The following is a 21335-nucleotide window of genomic DNA, read 5'->3' as shown; positions in this document are numbered from 1 at the left end:
TTAGCCAGTACCATTTTGAAGTGGTACTGGCATGATTTTGATTATTTTACAAGTACTTTGAATGACTTTTTGATATTGCCTGATTCAATAACTACAAGAACCATATTACTCTCAGTACTAGGAGGTAATTGCACCTGTGTTTGAGCAGTAGACGACTTCATTGTTGTAAGTAGTTTACCTGTAACAGAGTAAAGACTTATTTGCATGTTTTCTAAATCACCTTCCGGTAGATCAGCGTCTACAGTAAGCATTTTTCCTGTTTCAACCGGATTTGGATACAATTTAACCTCAAGTGATTTCTGTGTCTTAATTTTAGAAGGACATGTTTGCAGCACTTTACCATCTTTAGTAGTCATTTTTACACTATAATCGGCTGTTAAATCCAATGTATTAGATTGAGCCTCACCTGCTGAAAAGTATTGATTTGTTCCAATTACTTGTCCATTTTTAAACCATTGGTACGAAACAAACTCATAACCTCCATTCGTTTGAGGGTTGTTGTTTACGATAAGTACATTATTGAATTTTTGGTGTACAATATCATAGAATCCAAATGGTTTTTCTACAGTTATAGCATAAGTAGCATTAGCACTTCCGTCTTCAGAAGTAATTGTTACGTTTTGCGTATAAATTCCAGGTTTAGGTGTATTGATCGTAAAATTAGCTGCAGGAGTAAAGGTTGCATTGGTTGTATTGGTCAATGCTACATTTACGTTGTTCTCGCCACATGCCATCAGGTAATTAATAGTTTTAGCCGGATTTGGATAAACTTTAGTACCAACAGTAATTTGAGTAACAGTGATGTCATTGTTTTTGATCACCAAAAGCTGTGAAACATCCGCAGCAGGTAAATAATTCGCATCACCAGCCTGAGCAGCAATAATTGTTACTTCTCCAGGTCTTAACATAGTTACGAGACCAGTTAATGGAGCAACAGTAGCAGCAGGTAAAGCTGTTTTGTAGGTGAAAGAATAGTTCACTGCTAAACCTGAACTGGCAGTAGCCCCCAGTGAGAACGTATTTATAGTTCCAAGAGTTTTTACTCCTAAAGCTGCGAAAGTAATTTGTTGCGCTGCTTTTTGAATAGTAAGCTGTGCAGTAAGCGTAATTGGAGAACAATTAGGCTCGCTTGCAGCAGGAGTTACTAGCGCAGTTACCGTATATGTACCCGCATTTGTAGCTGAATTTCCTGTAGATCCAGGTGCTATTGTATAAGCAACAGTAGCTCCTGCAGGTAAATTAGCAACTTGTATTGCTTGTGGGTTTTTGTTGTAGGTTACTGTAGCATTGCTAAAAGTTACTGCTTGAATAGACGAAGGAAGAACTTTAACGGTCTGATTTTGTGTACTTGTGTTTCCACTGGCATCAGTATACGTCCAGGTAATTGTATAGGTTCCCGGTGTATTATAAGTTAAAGGATTCGTTGTGGTTGCAGTAATATTTCCACTACAATTATCCGTTGCAGTTGGAACTGGAATCTGAGCCGATAAAACAGCACAAGCACTTGTAATTACTGGAAGAGTAGCCACATTTGGTACTGGTGGTGTTACATCAGGAGTAGTGGTTAAAGTTACTGATAGTGGTGCAGTACAACCATTAGCATCTGTAACTGTTAGGGTATAGGTTCCTGTCGTTAATCCGCTGATGTCTTTAGTTGTTGCTGCATTTGACCATAAGTAAGTGTATGGAGTTGTACCGCCAGTTATAGTAGTGGTAATCGCTCCATTGCTTGCTCCATTGCAGGAAATGTTTGTTTGAGTTGCAATGGTGGCAGTTAATAGAGCCGGTTGGTTGATCACAATATTGGCAGTTTTGGCACATCCATTTCCATCAGTAACCAGTACGGAGTAATTCCCTGAAGGCAAACCACTTGCAGTTGCTGAATTTCCTCCGGTTGGAGACCAAACGTAAGTATAACCACCTGTTCCACCTGTTACATTAACAGTAGCCGAACCATTGCTTCCTCCGTTACAGCTAACATTTGTTCCTGTAATTGTAGTTGCGATTGCAGCTGGTTCTAAGATGTTGTAAACTTGAGTTTTAGTACAACCACTACCATCAGTGATCGTTAAAGTGTAAGTTCCTGCAGTAAGTCCGGTTGCAGTTGCAGCCGTACCTCCCGATGGAGACCATGAATAGGTATAACTACCGCTTCCGCCACTTACGGTAGCCGAAGCTTGTCCGTTTTGCCCTCCATTACAGGTTACATCAGTTTGTGCTGGGGTAACTGTAATAGCAGTTGGTTGATATACAATAATGTTATTAACTGTTTTGGTACATAAGTTGGCATCTGTTATGACCACATTATAGTTTCCGGCAACAAGATCAGTTATATTTTGTGTTGTTGCTCCATTAGACCATAAGTAAGTATAGCCCGAAGTACCTCCGGTTGGAGTAACCGTTGCAGTACCGTCAGCTTGCCCAAAACACGAAACTACTGTTGTAGTTGCAGTTCCGTTAAGAACAGCTGGTTGACTAATAACAATACCAGTTATCGTTTTAGGACATGCGTTAGCATCTGTAATGGTCACGCTATAAGTTCCTGCAGCAAGCCCGCTTGCTGTAGCCGCTGTACCACCTGTTGGAGACCAGGAATAAGTATAATTTCCGGCACCCCCGGATGGAGTAACTGTAGCCGAACCATTGGCATTACCGAAACAAGTAGCAGCTGTTGTAACTACAGTCCCGTTCACGGCGTCAGCTGGTTGACTAATAACAATACCCGTTATCGTTTTAGGACATGCGTTAGCATCTGTAATAGTAACACTATAAGTTCCGGCGGTAAGTCCTGTAGCGGTTGCTGCTGTACCTCCTGATGGAGACCACGAATAAGTGTAAGCTGGAGTACCTCCGGTTGCAGTTACTGTTGCAGTACCATTAGATCCTCCAAAACAAGAAGCGGCTGTTGTTGTTACAGTTCCATCGAGAGCTGCGGCTGGCTGACCTATAATAATATTGTTTATCGTTTTAGGACATTAGTTAGCATCTGTAATGGTAACATTATAAGTCCCTGCGATAAGTCCGTTTATGGTTTGCGTTGTAGCTCCGTTAGACCATGCATAAGTATATCCTGCAGTTCCTCCGCTAGGAGTTACTGTTGCAGTACCGTTAGCTCCTCCGAAACAAGAAACGGCTGTTGTAGAGATAGTTCCATTGAGAGCAGCTGCTGGCTGTCCTACCACAATACCCGTTATCGTTTTAGGACATGCGTTAGCGTCTGTAATAGTAACGCTATAAGTTCCGGCGGTAAGTCCTGTTGCTGTTGCAGCCGTACCTCCCGATGGAGTCCATGAATAAGTATATCCTGGTGTACCTCCTGAAGCGGTAACCGTTGCCGTACCGTTATTCGCTCCAAAACAGGAAACTGCTGTTGTAGTAGCCGTTCCGTCAAGAGCTGTAGGCTGGCCAATAACAATACCCGTTATCGTTTTAGGACATGCGTTAGCATCTGTAATGGTAACACTATAAGTTCCGGCAGCAAGTCCCGTAGCCGTTGCGGCTGTACCTCCGGTTGGTGACCAGGAGTAAGTATATGCCGGAGTACCTCCGGTTGCAGTTACTGTTGCTGTACCGTTAGTACTTCCAAAACAAGATGCGGCTGTTGTAGTCACAGTGCCATCAAGAGCGGCAGCTGGTTGTCCTACCACAATACCCGTTATCGTTTTAGGACATGCGTTAGCATCTGTAATAGTAACACTATAAGTTCCGGCGGCAAGTCCTGTTGCGGTTGCTGCTGTACCTCCTGATGGAGCCCATGAATAGGTATAGCTCGGTGTGCCTCCTGAAGGTGTAACTGTTGCTGTACCATTAGCAAGTCCAAAACAAGAAGCGGCTGTGGTAGTAACAGTTCCGTCAAGTGCGGCAGCAGGCTGACCTATAACAATATTGTTTATTGTTTTAGGACAATTGTTAGCATCTGTGATGATCACACTATAAGTTCCGGCTACACGGCCTGTTATAGTTTGCGTTGTAGCTCCGGTAGACCATAAGTAGGTATATCCAGGTGTACCTCCAGTTGGAGTTATTGTTGCTGTACCGTTACTGCCTCCAAAACAGGAAACAGCCGTTGTCGTAGGCAGTCCATTTAGTGCTGTTGGTTGTGTTATCGAGAAGTTTCTGGTAATTTGTGTCAATTCAGCATCGGTAATTGTAACGGTGTATGCATTTGCAGACAGTCCGGTTGCCGATGATCCGGTACCTCCTGCAGGAGACCATGAGTAGGTATAGGGAGTAACTCCGCCAATTACGGTAACACTGGCAGCACCAGTAGTTCCTCCGTTACAAGCCACATCTGTTTTTGAGGTGGAAGAAGTGGCTAAAGCAGCCGATGTTACGAAAGTTGACTCGGCACCATAAGCTGTACCTGCTGTATTAGTAGCATAAGCTCTGTAATGAATAGTCGAACCGGGAGTAAGGCCTGTTACGGTATTACTAAAAATTCCAGTTCCAGTTCCGATTTGAAATTTATTGTTTGCGATAGTTGGGTTTGCGGTTGTCGCCCAAACTATTCCTCTTTCTACGTTGACATCTCCGCCATTTCCAGTTACATTACCTCCAATAATTGCTTTCGTTGAACCCACATTTGTAGCGGTTGTAGTAGTTACTGTTGGTAAACTTACCCCATCAACCCAGGTAAAATTATCAATTGCAAAATAATCGTAATTGGCGCTTAGCTGAATTTCAAGCTGGTCAATGTTGATATTGGTAAAATTTGAAACTCCGTCTGTTGCGAAGTTAATAGGAATAAAACCTCTATTAGGTAAGGCAATACCAATGTTTGCGCCAGTAGTGTTTTTTACAATAGAGAATTGTGTTACACCTCCAAGTTTTCCGGTTAAGGTAACCGAACCCGGAGCACCATTTGAGGTAACATTAGGATTCTGAGTAGAATCACCTGCGAGGTAAATAAATAAACTATTCATCTTAAAGCTTCCTGAGGCAGCGGTAATGAATCCGGTTTGTCCTAAACTTTGTGATGCTAGACCATCTGAAACTTGTATGTAATTATTGGAACCGTTATAACCAAAACCGCTCGACGCAACTACCTGAAAAGAAATATAGGTATTGGTCAGATTAAAGGTCTTACCATTGCTGGTAAAGTTAGACTGGTTAATTGTCTGAGCTTCGAAGGTCTCTACTGTTTGTGCAGTCAATTGCTGCAGCGTAAAAAACAGTAGAATGAGTAATAGGTAGAGTTTTTTCATAATTAACTGATATTAGATTTATCATTTTGTATTCTTACATTTGTTTTTCAGTTTCAACTTTAAAGCTTTAACTAAAATTGAGTATCATGTATAAACAAGAGCTTACGATTATTGTTCAATCTATCATTGCGTCAAATACTATTGATGAACACACCACATGTGCGCGAAACCTTTCAGAATTTTATGAAAAAATCGCAACAGTTAACCATTTTGAGAACAATGAAGTTCATGTTAAAGGCGGTGTTGCTTTGTCAAGCTCTGGTGCGGCAGACTGTGTTGACGATTATTTACGCACGGTTTATTTCATAAAAGGCGTTTATAAGGCTCTGACAAAATTGTGTAATGATTTCCCTGAGAGAAGTATTAATGTTCTTTATGCGGGTTGTGGCCCTTATGCAACTTTAATTCTTCCTTTACTTCCTTTGTTTCATAAAGATAGAATTAAAGCCATTTTACTGGATATCAATACTGCTTCAATAGCATCTGTACATCATATTTTATCGGTGACCGGTTTAAACGATTATTCATTAGAATTAATCGAAACAGATGCCATTACGTATACAAAACCTGAAGAGTTTGCAATTGATCTGGCCATCTCCGAAACGATGCATTATGCTCTTACCCGAGAGCCGCAGGTGGCGATTACGCGAAACATTGTTTCGCAGCTGTCTTCGCATGGAATTTTAATTCCCGAAGAAATCAAGATTGATTTGAGTTATACTTATTCCGATCATGAGCCATCATTAAAAAATGCTAAATCAGAGGTTAAGGGCCGTAACGAAATACAGCCCTATCCTCATAGTGTATTTGTAGATAGATTATTTACAATAAGCAAAGAACTTTTTGGCAATAGAAGTCAGGATTTAGAATTTAAAAGTGACTTTTATAAGCTGCCTGATGATTTTAGCAACCATCCCGATGTGTGTATTTTTACTGAAATCAGGATATTTGAAGACATCGACTTAAAAACTGCGGAGTCTTATATTACAAACCCTTTTTGTCTTGTTTCTATGTACAATCTTACAGAGTATTCTGAAATTCAGTTTTTATACGACTTCAGCGATATACCCAAATGGTCTTATAATGTAAAAAATGCTCTTAAATAGTTTAATTTCTGGAAGGGAAAATTCCTTCTAAACAAATGATATAAGATAATGCTACATAAGGCTGCATTATTGAGATAGGCAGATTGCTACCAGTGGCACCAGTGGTTACATTGCTTAATAAATCGACACTTGGAGTTGCTGTTGCAAAGCCTAATGTTGGTGTAAAAACTCTTGATACAACAGCTCCAGGTATCGCTATCGATGCTCCGGCTACCGGTGTTGAATCTGATGCATTTGTTGCACTCACAGAAATTTTTCCAGGTCCTGCGTGAACGTGAGCAGGAAGGTTGCTTGTTAAAATTGAAACGTTTGGTGTACCTGCAGCTTGTCCAAGAACGTAAGTTCCTCCAGGTGAAGTTCCTTGTCCAATAGCTGTTGCACCTTGTAGATTTGGTAAAGCGAAAGTAGTCTGACCATTTCCTCCATAGGTTGTACCAAGGATTGAGAATAATGCCGTATTTTGTGCAATTGACAATATTTGTCCGTTACAAAAGGCCCAGCCTCTTGGGGCAAAATTTCCCGCAAAAAGTTTTACAACTCCAATGAATTCTTCCATAGTGTTTAGTGTTAATAGGTTAGTGTTTATATTTGTTTTTGATATTACTTGTGTTTTTAACTAAGAAATAAAAGGACAATTTTTATATTTCAACTAAGATATAAAATATAAAACTCTCAAAAACAGGTGTTTCTACCTGTTTTTCTCTTCTAAAACAGGTTAAAACTAAGAATCTTAGGCACCGAAACTGAAAAATATGTCATGAGAAAGGTTTTTATTGTCATGAAATATCTTTTTAATGTCGGAAACACTAATAATGAGTGAGATAAATCGCAAGTAGCAGAAAAATGAGCCACATCCTTATGTTTATTGGTGTTTTGCACGATTTTACGGTAGAAATATGATAGTTGTAGGAGGTATAGTACAACCTAAGCTTTCTATTGACACATTATTATGAAAATTATGGAGAAAAAATTCTGCACCAAATACTAAGATCGTTGCGGCAAATTCGTAATTACTTGCAGTATGCTTTGCTTTAACAAGTGACACTTTACAAAGCTGATATCGAACAAGATCTCCTATCAATATTGACGTAACATAAAGCATCAGATGTTAATATAATGTTTTATAACGAGCTCAGTTTATTAATGTAAACGTAACCTTCCAGACCTACCCTCAGCTTTAATTTTGAAGACATATTATAAACAACACAATTGTAGTATATGTCATTTTTTAAAATCAGAATACATCGCTGTATAAAGATTGGATCGAAAGTCCTATTTCGAACACTCCATTCGCCAAATCATTCAAAAACAGTGTCTCATGTATAAGAAGTTTACAGATGAGGAGCTTGTTGAGTTATTGAGACAAGGAAAAGATAAAGCGTTTGATGAATTGTATTTCCGATATCGGGATGTATTGGTTCGGTTTGTTTATGTGAGGATGAAGTCGGTTCCGGTTTCCGAAGAGATTGTTCAGGAAGTTTTTACAACAATTTGGGAAAGGCGAAAGAGTTTGGTTATTCAAAAGAAATTTTCAGCTTATATCTACACCTCTGTTCGGTATACCACTTTAGATTATATAAAATTGCATACCCTCACCGATCAATATATAAGAGAGGTTATAGACAGAAACACCAATGATTGCGACGGCAGCAACACTACCGAAGATTCTATTTATTATGAAGAACTGCAGGAAGCCGTTGATAAGGCTGCGTTATTGCTTCCTAAAAAATCCAAAGAAGTTTTTATTCTCAGCAGAATCAAACATTACACCAACAAAGAAATAGCCGAAGAACTTAATGTTTCGCACGAAACGGTAAAGTATCACATTGCCTACGCATTAAAGTTTATGCGAAACTACCTGGGTGAATTTAACTAATAGCAGATGGCTAATATAAGGTTATGCATTTTTTCTTAACAAAAGCGTAACCTTAAGCGCCTACCTGAAATTACTATTTCTAAGACATACTATTAAAGAGATAAACACATTATAATGCCTGAAAAATCACATCAAGATATAAAACTTTTTTTAGAAGGGAAGCCCTCTTTAAATGGGGAAGAATTATGGAATAACTGGTACGATCATCCTGAAGAAATATTCGACACGATAGCATTGATCACATCAGACCAATCGAAGTTAAAAAAGGAAATTCAAAATATTAAAAAAACGGATAAGGTTATTTCTTTTCCTAATAGTAATTGGGCGGTGGCAGCTTCTTTGTTATTTGTAGTTAGCTTGTCCTGTTTCCTTTATTTATCCTCATTAAAAACCATTACCAGACAATATGCAACAAGAGCAGGAGAACACGCTAAAATAGTTCTAAGTGATGGAACTCAGATATGGCTTAATGCCGGAAGTCACGTAAAATATCCGGTTACTTTTAAAGGGGATACCAGAGAAATCTATTTAATCGGAGAAGCTTTTTTTGATGTAGCCAAAGATAAAAAGCATCCCTTTATCATTCATACCGATAAAATGGACACCAAAGTACTGGGAACGAGTTTTAACGTGCAGGCTTATCCGGATCAGACTACTCAGGAAGTTTCGGTACTGACAGGAAGAGTGAATGTCAAATCAACTGTGACCGAAGAAAATGTATATGTAACTCCGGGGCAAAAAGTGGTTTTTAAATCGCACAGTAACAAACTTCAGGCGTTTAAGGATATCCCAATGAATTCAATTTCGTTATGGCGAAAGCATATTATCGTTTTTGAAGATGCCCCTTTACCGGAAGTCATTGCAACGATCAATCGAAATTATAACGTAACCGTTCAGATTGCAAACAAAAATTTAAACAACTTAAAAATTAGTGCTTATTTCAAAGAACTTCCGGCAGGACAGGTCGTTGCTTTGGTGTGCAATATTATCAATGCAGATTACAAAATAGAGTCGGGGACTTATGTCATCCGTTAAGTTTAAAAAATACGGTTGAGAGAAAAATAGTTCGCATAGCGCAATGCGGGTTAGCGGAGTTGAGTGAATTTTTAAAATCTCCAATTCCTGCTTCGATCAGCCGGAATACAATTCCCTTAAAAATCAAATTAAAAAATCTACGTAGAAAACCGTTCCACAATCAAAAACAATTAAAAAACACACAATCATGAATAAAAAGCAAATGCGGAATGTCGTAAAGGCTCAGAGCATTAATAAATCGGTACTAACGAAGGCACTGCTTTTCGTGGCGCTATTTTTTATCGGATTAACCGTAAAAGCGGCCCGTTTTGATATCGGTAAAAGAGTAACTTTAAAAGTAGAAAACGAAAGTATAAAGAGTGTTTTTCAGAAGATTGAAAAACAAGTTGACGTGCATTTTATGTATGAAACCAATCAGGTCAATACCAATCAAAAGATTAGTTTGAAGCTTAATAATGTGCCTCTGGAGCAGGCTTTGGATAAAATATGCAGCAATCTGCTGCTGAGATATGAAATGGTCAGCAACAATATTGTGATTAAAAAAAGCATAAAAGTTTCAGACGTCGGTCAGGGCAAAATAAGCATTTCGGGAACTGTTTTTGGCGGTGATGACGGAATGCCGTTACCGGGTGTTGGAATCAAAGACAAAGATTCAGATGCAACAGCTACTACAGATTTTGACGGAACTTTTAAAATCGAAATCAATTCGTCTGCCGCAGTACTTGTCTTTTCCTATGTAGGTTATGTGACACAAGAAATAAAAGTGACACAATCCGATAAAAACATAAGTGTCAAATTAGCGGCCGATATGAAACAACTACAGGAAGTGGTTGTAATGGGATACGGAAGTGTAAAAAAGAATGAAGTTTTAGGATCAGTAGGAACCGTTTCGATGAAAGAAACCTCAAGCAGAACCTACAATAGTGCCGCAGAATTACTGCAAGGAACAGTGGCAGGTGTTACTGTAATTAATAACGGTGGTGATCCAACTGCCGAGCCTACAATTAATATCAGAGGTATCGGATCCTTGAATGCCGAAACACCACTGATTGTTTTAGACGGAATTATTTACAGCGGTTCTTTAAACACTTTAAATCCAAACGATATTGCTTCGATAAGTGTTTTAAAAGATGCGGCTTCTGCAGCAATTTATGGAGCAAGAGCTTCAGGAGGAGTGATTTTAATTACCTCTAAAAAAGGAGTTTCGGAACGTATAAACATCAATGTAAATTATCAGGGAGGTTTTCAAAACGTAGCTAAAAAGTTAGACGTTTTAAATGCGGCTGAATATGCGGATGCGATGAACACCGCCAGAGATAATGCAGGTATGCCGAGAATTCCGGCTTTTGATCCGGCTTTTGAACCAACAGCCAGAACCACAAAGACCAATTGGATGGATGAAATTTTCCGTACTGGCGAAATTCAGGATTTGTCTATTTCAGTAAATGGTAAAACCGAGAAATCTAATTTCTTTATTTCCGGAAGTTACCGCAAAAACGAAGGAATATTGCTGAATACCTACGGGACCCGTTATACAGCGAGAGCCAATTCCTCTTTTAAACTGGCACCTAATTTTACAGTGGGTGAAAATCTGTCGTACTCTTTAACAGACGGTCAGGCAGCCAATACAACAAGTGGTTACACAGGAGCCATTTTAGCAGCGATCTTTTATCCGCCAAACGCGACGATCTATAGAGAAGACGGTTCAGGAAAGTTTGGAGGTGTTCCTGAAAAATATATAGGTTCTTATGGAGACGTAATCAATCCGGTGGCCTATTTAAAAAGACTGGACAACCGCAATCCGATTTCGACTGTTTTGATTAATCCTTATGCAGAATGGGAAATCGTATCAGGTTTAAAATTTAAATCAAACTGGGGATATACCAGAATTCAGAACAACGCAACCGATTTTGCGGTAAAAATAACAGAACCGGGTAAAATATTTGATTTTAACCGATTAACAAAATCTTCTGCTACCACAACTGACTTATTAAGCGAGCAGACACTTTCTTATGAAAAATCATTAGGTAAGCACAATTTTAAAGCACTTGCCGGATATACCTATCAGCAAACCAAAAGAGATTTTTATACCGTGCAGGGAACAGGCTTTGATAATGAAGATCCATCACAGCGTTATTTATTAAATGCTAAGTTAGTGCAGCAGGTAGAAGCAGGAATGTTTGAAGAAATCATTTCTTCTTATGTAGGAAGGCTGAATTACGACTTTAATCAAAAGTATTTGATTTCAGGAATTATACGTCGTGACGGTACTTCAAAACTAACTTCAGACAACCGCTGGAAAGTATATCCTTCTGTTTCTGCCGGATGGTTGATTTCTGAAGAAGGATTCATGAAAAGCATAGACCCGTTAGTAAGCAACTTAAAATTACGTGCAAGCTGGGGACAGATTGGAAACTTAGGAAATCTTGGACCTTACCAGTTTAGTGTGCCTTTAACGCAGACACAAGCTTTAATTGGAAGCAGTCCGGTAATCTCTTACGGTTATTCTGAGAGCGAATTGTCGAATCCTAATTTAAGATGGGAAAGTTCAGAGCAGAGCAACGTAGGATTGGATTTTACGATGTTTAACAATGCTTTATCAGGATCTGTAGATGCTTACATTAAAACGAATAAGGACATGTTGGTTCGCGATCAGCTTCCGGGAGTTTCAGGAACTCCGTTAGGAAGAATCGTAAATTCGGGTAATGTTGAAAATAAAGGAATTGAAGCCAGTTTAACCTACCAAAAAACACGTGGCGAATTCAAATTTGATGTAACAGCAAATGCAGCCTTCTTAAGCAATAAAATTGTTTCGATCAAAGACGATTTAACTTCCTTAGAGCCTTTAAATCTTAGCCGTGTTCGTAGTTTGCCTTTGGCTAATATCTATCAGGTCGGAAGTCCTGTCGGAGCATTTTACGGGTACTCTACAGACGGATTGTTTCAAAGTAATGCCGAAGCAAAAGCTTATGTAAATAATAAAGGCGTAGTGTATCAGCCTAATGCGGTTGCAGGAGACATTAAATTTAAAGATGTAAATGGCGATGGTGTAATCAATAACAGTGACAGAGTAGTGCTGGGAAGTCCTTTTCCGAAAACGACCTTCAGTTTAAACACCAATTTCAGATACAAAGGATTTGATATGAACATCTTCCTTAGCGGAACAGCCGGAAACAAAGTTTTTAATGCCGTAAAATATACAGGTGTGAATGCTTCTTTCCCGGGCTATAACTTATTAGCCGATTCTAAAAATGCATGGTCGCCAACGAATACCAATACCAATATTCCGGTGCTTTCGTCAACAGACAACAATAATAATTTCGGAAGAATCTCTGATTTTTATATTGAAGATGCTTCTTTCCTGAGATTACGAAACGTTTCGATTGGATATACAGTAAAAGAACAATGGTTACACGGAAAAGCGAAACTTAGATTTTTTATCTCCGGGCAAAACCTTTTTACCATAACTAATTATTCAGGAATGGATCCGGAAGTGGGACTTAGGAATTTCGGTTTAGACTTAGGAAAATATCCGCTATCCCGTATTTATATGACAGGTGTCAACGCAACTTTTTAAAAAAATATAACACAAATAAAATGAAAAATTTAAGTCTTTTATTATGGAGTCTGGTGCTTTTAATGAGCATGTCGGCTTGCGAAAATGAACTTGATTTAGTACCTCAGGGAGCACCTTCAAGTGGTAATTTCTGGAAAACACCTGCTGATGCAAAAGCGGGAGTGAATGCGATTTATGCACTCTATTCGGATGATAATATGTACGGTCGTGGATTTTTCTGGCTGAACAATGCCAGTGATGATATCGGAACGAAACCAAGACAAAATGCGGAACGAATCAAAAATTTTATTGTTGACGGAGCAGAATCGGACACCAAAGACATTTGGAGACTTCACTATGAAGTGATGAAACGCTGTAACGATGTGATTCGCAATATTCCGAAAATCTCTTTAGACGATAAAACAAAAAACATGATGTTGGGAGAAGCGTACTTCAATCATGCTGTAATGCATTTGGAATTGGCCTATCACTATGGAGATGATCGTGCCGGGATTCCAATTCAGGACAGAGAAAACCCAACCAATGTATATGTGCCGCGTGCTAAAAACGTAGCTGAAAACTACGCCTATATCGCTGCCGATCTGATTAAAGCTGCCGATTTATTGCCTTATTTCAATGAACTTAGTTCAGACAATTACGGACGTGCGCATAAAACGGCAGCATGGGGATATTTGGTGCGTACCTATTTGTATGCAAAAGACTGGGACAATGCGATTAAGTATGCCAATATGATTGTCAACAGTGGAAAACACAAATTACTGGATAATTTCGAAGATGTTTTTAAAATTAAAAACAACTGGTCGTCAGAGTACATTTGGTCCGTAACCTCGAGTGCCGAAAATACAAGCTTAGGATCTATTTTTCCGGGAGTATGCCTGGAAGATAAAGGCTGGGGAGTTTACAATGGCTGGGGAAATTTTTATCCTACTAAAGAATTGTTCGATACGTATGATCCTGCTGATAAAAGACGAAGTGCTACAATTCTTCAAAAAGGAGACAAGTTTATGTACTTCGGTGAATTAGTCACTTTTAATGAAGGAAAATATATGGTCAGTTCAAGTAACAGAACCGGTTATCAGTTTAAAAAGTACATGGAGCCATTCGGTTATCCAAAAACGACATCGGGTGGAATTGATATTCGTTATGTAAATGCAAACGGAGACAAGCCTTCTACCGCTTTAAATCTACCTCTTTTGCGTTATGCGGATGTAATCCTGATGCTGGCTGAGGCAAAATTAATGAAAGGACTAAGTGCCGATACCGAAATAAACCTGATTCGAAATCGTGCCGGTTTACCAAGTATTGGAGGAGCCACATTAACGGATCTGAAAAGAGAAAGACGTTGTGAGCTGGCAGGAGAATGGACAGACCGTCATTTCGATTTAGTACGCTGGGGCGATGCTCAGGCGACTTATGCAAAACCTTTACATCATTACAACGGAACAGTGATTTATCCTGCCCGTAATTTTAATCCTGCCATTCACCATGTATGGCCAATACCACCGGATGAGATTGCCGTGAGCAAAGGAGCTCTTTTCCAGAATAAAGGTTGGTAGTTAGTAGTTTCATTTTGTTTGTTTAGTTTTTTTACGCTGCAGGCTTAGTTGTGGAGCTTGCAGTTGTAAAGAAAAAAGCAAATTGCCTACCTATTTTGACCGGGCTTAACACCTAGTAAGCATATATTTTTTGCCACCGATTTTACAGATCCATTTTTATACTTAATTAGCAAAGAAAGCCGTTGGGTGTAATTATTTTAAACACATAGATTTTATACTCTTAAGTAAGGCGTTTCACTTATTTTAAAAACACAGAGGAAGCTATGCGTAAGAAACAGGTTTCTATGTGTTAAATGATTTTTTATTAATTACAGTCAATGGGTTAAAGAAATCTGTGGAAATCTTTTTAATCTGTGGCTCATCTTCTAAGTATTGAAGACCATATTAGAATTGAATTAATTTTATTTGTAATGAAAAAAATAATTATACTTTTTTGCCTTCATTTTTTTCTGTTGGCGCAGGCACAGGAATACAGTTCGGCTAATATTCATTCACACAATGATTATGCAGGTAAATTGCCTTTTTATGAAGCCTATTCCAATGAAGCAGGCGTTATCGAAGCGGATGTTTTTCTGAGGAATAATGAACTTTTGGTAGCACATACTTCGGAAGAAATCAAAACGTACAATACACTGCGAAGTCTTTATTTGGATCCTTTGTCGAAGAAGATAAAAAACTTAGAAGGTAAAGTTTACCCTGATAATAAGCCTTTAATTTTAATGATTGATATAAAATCAGAAGCTGATGCCACACTTAAAGGGATTGTGCAACAGTTGAAAACGTATCCCGATTTGATTTCAAACAAAAATCTAAAAGTAGTTATTTCAGGAAACAGACCTGAACCATCAAACTGGAATCAATATCCTGAGTTTATCTATTTTGACGGAAGAAGGAATGAAACGTATTCATCGGAACAATTGTCACGTGTCGAAATGATTAGCGAAGATTTAAAAGAGCTTACCGTTTGGAACGGAAAAGGAGTAATGACACAGGCTGATTTAGAAAAAGTACAGTCGGTCATTAAAAAAGTTCATGCACAGAATAAAAAAATCAGATTCTGGTCGACACCCGATAATGTGAACACCTGGATGACTTTGATGAATTTAAAAGTCGATTATATTGGTACTGATAATGTGCCGGCATTGACGCAGTTCATTCAGAAGATAAAAAGTACTTTTTACCAAAATACATCATTTTATCAGGCCTATAAACCTAAGAATGCAGCTTTATTTTCTAAAAACAGCCGTCCCAAAAATGTAATTCTGCTTATTGGCGACGGAATGGGGCTTACTCAGATTTATGCCGGGTATACAGCCAATAAAGGACAATTGAACCTTTTTAATATTCCGACTCAGGGATTGTCGATCACGAAATCGTCAGACAGTTATATCACCGATTCGGCTGCAGGAGCTACGGCAATGGCAACAGGTCATAAAACCAATAGCCGATTTATCAGTGTCGATGAAAACGGAAAAGCGTTGGAACTAATCACCCAGCAATTGGCAAAGAAAAAATACAAAACGGCTATTATTTCGGCTGGAAATATTACAGATGCCACTCCGGCAGCTTTTTACGCGCATCAATCTGAAAGAACTTTAAGCGAACCAATTGCTGCAGATTTTCTTGCCAATCCGTCTGATATTTTGATTGGAGGAGGCACAAAAGAATTTAATAACAGAAAAGACGGTAGAGATCTGTCTAAAATAGTAAGAGAGAAAGGCTATACTTTTTCAGATCAGTTTAAAAGTCTGGACACCATTAAAAATTCACGTTTTGTAGTGGTCGATGATGCTTCGGTGGTTTCGATGAAAGAGGGAAGGGGAGATTTTTTAGCGAAATCTTTGGCAAAGACAACGACCGTTTTTTCAAAATCAAAAAATCCTTTTTTTGTAATGGCTGAAGGTGCGCAAATTGATTATGGCGGACATAAAAATGACCTGGAATACGTGGTTCGTGAAATGCTTGATTTTGATAAACTGGTAGGACAAGCCATGGAATTTGTCGATCAGAATCAGGAGACACTTTTAATCGTAACGGCAGATCACGAAACCGGAGGACTCTCCTTAATTGATGGCAGCATCGAAAAAGGATATGTACAGGGAAGTTTTAGTACAAACGATCACACAGCAGTGCCAGTTCCGGTTTTTGCCTATGGACCCGGAGCTGCAAATTTTATGGGAGTTTATCAAAACACAGAAATCTACTTTAAAATACTCGAAGCACTTTTAATCAAATAACTGGTACCACTTTGGTTTGATAGTGGAGATACACTAAATGCAGCGACAAAACATTTTGTCGCTGCATTTTTATTTTTAACAAGTGTAAACGTCAAGTTTGTTAAAAGTGAAATTTGGAGAAAGAACCATATTCTTGTCAGGATTATAAAGTCTTGATTTTGCAAGGTTGGTTTCTGCTTAATTAGTATGGTAAGAAAAATAAGATTAAAATAAAAAGTAGTAAATTAGCATTTCTTTAGGATTAATTTCTTTTTCTGTTAAAAACTTTTACAAGAAAATTTCTGTTCTTTGTATCTTAAAATTGCTTAAGAAAAAGATTAAATAAGTCTTAAGTGATTCGCTTGACACCACAATATTATTTTAGACATTGAGTTTAGACTAATTATCATATTTGCGTTATGGATAACAGGAAGTTTATTTTAAGTTTAAAAAAAGGTAATGAGGCCGCTTTCAGGGAAGCATACCTTAATTACTACGATAAACTGATAAACATTGCCAAACGCTTTAATTTTACAGTACTTACCCCACAGGATTTTGTTCAGGAGACTTTTTTACGAGTATACAATAAAAGAGAATTACTCCATGAAGATGTTTTATTCGACAAACAATTATTTGTGATCTGCAAAAACATTATCCTCAATCATCTCAACAGAGAAAATAAAATAGTACAGCTCGAGCCTTCGCATGTTGTGATGGAAAAAGAGGATAACGATCATGAAATTTTTGAGGAAAGACAGGAAATATTAAATAATTTAATAAATGAGCTTCCTGAACAACAGCAAAAAATCTATACTTTACATAAACTGGAAAACCTTAGCTATAAGGAGATTGCAGCTTTAACGGATCTTTCTGAAAAGACCATAGCCAATCATATTTATCTCGCCAGTAAATTTATTCGAAAAAAAGTCGAAAACCATTAGGAACTTTTTTGTTCTCGTTTGTTATCTATAAAAATGAGAACATAAAATGAATATTGAAACTTACAAAACGGATGTTACTACAAAGGAAGAAGCAAAATTTGTTGTAGCGCTGCTTCAATTTGTTATTTCTGATTGTATCATGAATTTTGATGTAGAAGACAAAAATCATGTTCTGACAATCGAAACCAACAGGGAGATTAAGGATATGGTGTATGGTGTTTTTAATAAGCAAGGATTTTATTGTCAGAAACTTTAACGCCCCAAAGATATGAATGATAAAAAAGTAGAAGATGAACTAAAGAAGATTTGGGATGATGTTCCCATTTCGCATTCTGATGAAGAAAAAGAGACCTCGTGGGAAGCATTTCAATCCAAAGCCTTTCCTTCAAAAAAAACAAGATTTAAAGCATGGCATTATGCCGCAGCGGCAGCCGTTTTACTTTTTGCGTTTATCGGAGTGGGACTTTTCTTTAATAAAGAGCAGCACCAGCAAGAAATTAAATTGACTTCAAACGTAATTGAAAATAAGACTTCAATTGTAAAAACGATTTTTTTACCGGATAGTTCTAAAGTGGAGTTAAGTCCTGATTCCAGAATCGAGTATGCCGATAATTTCGAGACTAATCGTAAAATAGAAATTAAAGGAGAAGCTTACTTTCAGGTAACAAAAGACAAAAAACATCCCTTTCAGGTTTTTTGCAATGAAACGACAACCACTGTTTTAGGAACTTCTTTCTTAGTAAAAGGATACACCCAGAAAGAAGTTTCGGTAGCCCTTTTTGAAGGAAGCGTTGAGATGAGCGTAAAAGACCAGACTCAAAAATGGATACTCGTACCCGGTGAAAAATTTACCTATACCAATAATACGGTTGAGGTATCTGAATTTGAAAGATTTACCGATTTTGAAAATGAAAAGTTGACCGTTCTTGCTGCCTACATTAAAGCAAACTATGGTTACACGATGAAATTTCCAAAGGAATATTACGATCAGCACATTACTTTGAGAATCAATAAAAAAGAAGATTTAGAAATAATTATCCAGTTAATATCCGAAATGTATAACCTAAATTTTGAAATAAATGAAGAATTAAAAGTAATTACTTTTCAATAGAAAAGAAAAAGGATGCACTAGCCGCGAAACTAAACATCCTCCTCATGATCAGGATAGCAGGAAACTATCTCATTTAATAATATCAAAAATACAAAATTTCATGAAGCATATAATTTCAGCGTGCTTTTTTTTATTCAGCTGGGGAGTGTTTTCTCAAAACGTAACCATAACTGTTGATAAATCAGTAACACTAAAAGAATTCTTTAAACAAATTGAAAGCCAGAGTGATTTCAAATTTGCGCATACAGACCAAATCAATACCAGTCAAAAGTATTTTACCGAAACAAAGACTTATAAAAATATCAGCGTAAAAGAACTGGTCAATGAACTTAATAAAAGTGCAGCAGTTCAGTTTTCTATCGTTGGCAATAATATTTTTGTAAAGCAAAAAGTAACCAAAGCACCTAAAAAAAAAAATAAGCTGAGTGGTCAGGTTTTTGACGAGAACAAGCAGCCGGTTATTGGAGCTAATATTTTCATTAAAGAACTTTCTACCGGTGCAACAACTGATGCAGACGGGAAATTCTCGATAACACTGGACAAAGGAAATTACACCGTATTGATCAGTTATCTGGGCTTGAAAAACAACGAAAAACAAATTGTAGTTGCTGACGATTCAAGAATCAATTTTTATATGGATTCCGACAGTCATGAGTTGGAGCAGGTCGTAGTAACCACCAATAAGGCTGTGGATGTTAAAAATACTCAAATGAGTGTAAACAAACTTTCGATGGCCGAGATCAAACGAATTCCTGTGGCCATGGGAGAAGCTGATCCTTTAAAATCGATATTGACCTTACCCGGAGTTACCAACGCCGGAGAACTTTCGTCGGGTTTTAATGTCCGCGGTGGTGCAGCCGATCAAAACCTGATTCTGGTAGATGGTGGTCCGGTTTATGCTGATTCTCACATGTTTGGTTTTTTCTCCATTTTTAATCCTGATATTGTGAATGGATTAGATTTGTATAAAGGAGGAATTCCTTCTAAATATGGAGGACGAGTTTCTTCTGTTCTGGATATCACACAGCAAACCGGGGATTTTGAAAAGTACAAAGTTAACGGAGGTATCGGTTTGATCTCAAGCCGCTTATTGGTGCAGGGACCTATTCAAAAAGAAAAAGGATCTTTTATCATTGCAGGACGTGCTTCGTATGCCCATTTATTCATGAAACTGGCTGACAGTAAGAATTCCGTGATGTTTTATGATTTAAATGCGAAGTTCAATTATCGCTTAGGAGCCAATAATACACTGTCTTTTTCAGGGTATTTTGGGAACGACCTTTTTGATTTGAATAATCTTTTTAACAGTACTTATGGAAATACAATGGGTATTTTAAGCTGGAAGCATAAGTTTTCCGAGAACTTAAATACCAACTTGTCTGTATATTTCAGTGATTATAAATTTAATCTGGACCTGGATAGAGAAGGTTTTGAATGGAACAATAAGATTTCGACTTATGGGCTTAAATATGGCTGGAGTCAGACGGTATCAGAAAAATTAAAATTGAATTACGGAATAGAAGGTCAGTATTACGATTTTAATCCCGGAACCGTAAAGCCTACCAATACAACTTCGCAGTTTAATTACAAACAGTTGGATAAAAAGTATGCTTTTGAGTCTTCTGTTTATTTGGACTTTGAGCATCAGCTTACAGAGAAACTGAACCTTCGATACGGACTTCGTTACAGTATGTTTTACCGTTTAGGAGGGGAAGAAATCAATACCTATGAAGATGGGAAAGCAGTAGTTTACAATCCGTTGTATAAAATTTATGAAGAAGGAACTCCAACGGGAAGTATCACTTATAAAAAAGGAGCGACCATCAGTAAGTTTGATAATTTCGAACCGCGTGCTGCAGTATCGTATGCTTTTAATGAGACTACTTCGGTAAAAGCGAGTTACAACCGAATGGCGCAGTACATTCACATGTTGTCGAATACGCAGTTTCCCTTGCCAACAACGATTTGGACACCAAGCGGTCCTTTTACAAAACCGCAGCTTTTGGATCAGTATGCCGTAGGTTATTTTCAGAACTTTAAAGATAATGAATACTCTTTCGAAGGAGAGCTGTTCTATAAAAAAATCAAAAACCGTATTGATTATATTGACGGAGCCGATATTTTGGCCAATAACAATATAGAACAGGTGATTTTGAATGGTAAAGCCAGGTCTTATGGTATGGAATTAATGTTGCGAAAAAATACGGGAGCATTAACCGGTTGGGTTTCTTATACCTTATCCAGAGCTGAACAAAAAACACCCGGAAGAACACCGGAAGAACCGGGAGTCGCAAATGGTAAATGGTATTTATCAGGATATGATAAACTGCACAATTTAAGTGTTGTGGGGAATTATGAATACAATAAAAAATGGTCTTTTAATGCAAATTTCAGTTTGCAGTCAGGTCAGCCAGTAACCTATGCCAATGGGTATTATGAGTTTGGGGGGATTAATGTTCCAAACTTCTCCTTAAGAAATGAAAACAGATTACCACTTTTCCACCATCTGGATCTGGCAGCAACTTATACGCCAAAACCGGATAAAAAGAAAGGATGGCAGAGCTACTGGGTATTTAGTCTTTATAATGTTTACAACCGAAAAAATGCAGCTGCGATGACTTTTGCAACAAATGAAGACACAGGGATGAATGAGACGAAAAGGCTTTCTATTTTTGGGGTAGTACCGGGAGTTTCTTATAATTTTAAATTTTAA

At 37.9% G+C, this 21335-nt stretch carries 13 protein-coding genes and 1 pseudogene; 10 read left to right on the top strand and 4 right to left on the bottom strand.

Annotated features, from left to right (window positions below; genetic code table 11):
- Window positions 1–41: 41 nt before the first annotated feature.
- The 3 genes and pseudogenes from JO950_RS13305 to JO950_RS13295 all read right to left on the bottom strand — a co-directional run bounded on the left by JO950_RS13305 (window position 42) and on the right by JO950_RS13295 (window position 5204).
- Complete coding sequence (locus JO950_RS13305) at window positions 42–2693, bottom strand: T9SS type A sorting domain-containing protein (RefSeq protein WP_202703082.1); 2652 nt, start codon at window positions 2691–2693, stop codon at window positions 42–44.
- Window positions 2694–2822: 129 nt separating this feature from the next.
- A pseudogene (locus JO950_RS22470) lies at window positions 2823–2948 on the bottom strand (hypothetical protein); the annotation flags it as partial.
- A gap of 27 nt (window positions 2949–2975) precedes the next feature.
- Entirely contained in the window at window positions 2976–5204 is a 2229-nt protein-coding gene (locus JO950_RS13295; protein WP_202703081.1) for a SprB repeat-containing protein, read from the bottom strand.
- Window positions 5205–5290: 86 nt separating this feature from the next.
- Here JO950_RS13295 and JO950_RS13290 point away from each other — a divergent pair, with 86 nt between their 5' ends.
- Window positions 5291–6310, top strand: a complete 1020-nt coding sequence (locus tag JO950_RS13290) for a hypothetical protein (protein WP_202703080.1) — start codon at window positions 5291–5293, stop codon at window positions 6308–6310.
- A gap of 1 nt (window position 6311) precedes the next feature.
- Here JO950_RS13290 and JO950_RS13285 read toward each other — a convergent pair whose 3' ends face one another.
- Window positions 6312–6866 (bottom strand): phage tail protein, encoded by a 555-nt coding sequence (locus tag JO950_RS13285; RefSeq protein ID WP_202703079.1) that lies wholly within the window; start codon window positions 6864–6866, stop codon window positions 6312–6314.
- 762 nt (window positions 6867–7628) lie between these two features.
- On the opposite strand from JO950_RS13285, the gene JO950_RS13280 reads away from it, so the two are divergent.
- From JO950_RS13280 to JO950_RS13240, 9 genes are all read left to right on the top strand, one after another.
- A complete protein-coding gene (locus tag JO950_RS13280) occupies window positions 7629–8186 on the top strand; it encodes an RNA polymerase sigma-70 factor (RefSeq protein ID WP_202703078.1) in 558 nt (185 codons plus the stop codon).
- 114 nt (window positions 8187–8300) lie between these two features.
- Window positions 8301–9221, top strand: coding sequence for a FecR family protein (locus JO950_RS13275; RefSeq protein WP_202703077.1), 921 nt, complete (start codon window positions 8301–8303; stop codon window positions 9219–9221).
- A 187-nt stretch (window positions 9222–9408) separates the two neighbouring features.
- On the top strand, window positions 9409–12798 hold the full coding sequence (locus tag JO950_RS13270; RefSeq protein WP_202703076.1) for a SusC/RagA family TonB-linked outer membrane protein: 3390 nt from the start codon (window positions 9409–9411) through the stop codon (window positions 12796–12798).
- Between the two features lie 20 nt (window positions 12799–12818).
- On the top strand, window positions 12819–14354 hold the full coding sequence (locus tag JO950_RS13265; RefSeq protein WP_202703075.1) for a RagB/SusD family nutrient uptake outer membrane protein: 1536 nt from the start codon (window positions 12819–12821) through the stop codon (window positions 14352–14354).
- A 410-nt stretch (window positions 14355–14764) separates the two neighbouring features.
- Window positions 14765–16591 carry an alkaline phosphatase gene (locus JO950_RS13260; RefSeq protein WP_202703074.1) on the top strand — a complete coding sequence of 609 codons (1827 nt, stop codon included), beginning with the start codon at window positions 14765–14767 and terminating at the stop codon, window positions 16589–16591.
- Window positions 16592–16989: 398 nt separating this feature from the next.
- Complete coding sequence (locus JO950_RS13255) at window positions 16990–17511, top strand: RNA polymerase sigma factor (protein WP_202703073.1); 522 nt, start codon at window positions 16990–16992, stop codon at window positions 17509–17511.
- A 46-nt stretch (window positions 17512–17557) separates the two neighbouring features.
- Complete coding sequence (locus tag JO950_RS13250; RefSeq protein WP_017495723.1) at window positions 17558–17767, top strand: hypothetical protein; 210 nt, start codon at window positions 17558–17560, stop codon at window positions 17765–17767.
- 12 nt (window positions 17768–17779) lie between these two features.
- Window positions 17780–18622, top strand: a complete 843-nt coding sequence (locus JO950_RS13245) for a FecR family protein (RefSeq protein WP_202703072.1) — start codon at window positions 17780–17782, stop codon at window positions 18620–18622.
- A gap of 100 nt (window positions 18623–18722) precedes the next feature.
- Window positions 18723–21335 carry a TonB-dependent receptor gene (locus JO950_RS13240; protein WP_202703071.1) on the top strand — a complete coding sequence of 871 codons (2613 nt, stop codon included), beginning with the start codon at window positions 18723–18725 and terminating at the stop codon, window positions 21333–21335.

The organism is Flavobacterium sp. UGB4466, from assembly GCF_903469665.1.
GTDB classification, from domain to species: domain Bacteria; phylum Bacteroidota; class Bacteroidia; order Flavobacteriales; family Flavobacteriaceae; genus Flavobacterium; species Flavobacterium lipolyticum.
The sequence above is the reverse complement of the archived record's forward strand: the minus strand, read 5'-3'. Positions and strand labels throughout refer to the sequence as shown.

What these genes read in the sequence shown, in the direction of transcription:
- JO950_RS13295 (WP_202703081.1), bottom strand. Translation starts at nt 5,204, where the DNA reads ATGAAAAAACTCTACCTATTACTCATTCTACTGTTTTTTACGCTGCAG.
- JO950_RS13290 (WP_202703080.1), top strand. Translation starts at nt 5,291, where the DNA reads ATGTATAAACAAGAGCTTACGATTATTGTTCAATCTATCATTGCGTCA.
- JO950_RS13285 (WP_202703079.1), bottom strand. Translation starts at nt 6,866, where the DNA reads ATGGAAGAATTCATTGGAGTTGTAAAACTTTTTGCGGGAAATTTTGCC.
- JO950_RS13280 (WP_202703078.1), top strand. Translation starts at nt 7,629, where the DNA reads ATGTATAAGAAGTTTACAGATGAGGAGCTTGTTGAGTTATTGAGACAA.
- JO950_RS13275 (WP_202703077.1), top strand. Translation starts at nt 8,301, where the DNA reads ATGCCTGAAAAATCACATCAAGATATAAAACTTTTTTTAGAAGGGAAG.
- JO950_RS13270 (WP_202703076.1), top strand. Translation starts at nt 9,409, where the DNA reads ATGAATAAAAAGCAAATGCGGAATGTCGTAAAGGCTCAGAGCATTAAT.
- JO950_RS13265 (WP_202703075.1), top strand. Translation starts at nt 12,819, where the DNA reads ATGAAAAATTTAAGTCTTTTATTATGGAGTCTGGTGCTTTTAATGAGC.
- JO950_RS13260 (WP_202703074.1), top strand. Translation starts at nt 14,765, where the DNA reads ATGAAAAAAATAATTATACTTTTTTGCCTTCATTTTTTTCTGTTGGCG.
- JO950_RS13255 (WP_202703073.1), top strand. Translation starts at nt 16,990, where the DNA reads ATGGATAACAGGAAGTTTATTTTAAGTTTAAAAAAAGGTAATGAGGCC.
- JO950_RS13250 (WP_017495723.1), top strand. Translation starts at nt 17,558, where the DNA reads ATGAATATTGAAACTTACAAAACGGATGTTACTACAAAGGAAGAAGCA.
- JO950_RS13245 (WP_202703072.1), top strand. Translation starts at nt 17,780, where the DNA reads ATGAATGATAAAAAAGTAGAAGATGAACTAAAGAAGATTTGGGATGAT.
- JO950_RS13240 (WP_202703071.1), top strand. Translation starts at nt 18,723, where the DNA reads ATGAAGCATATAATTTCAGCGTGCTTTTTTTTATTCAGCTGGGGAGTG.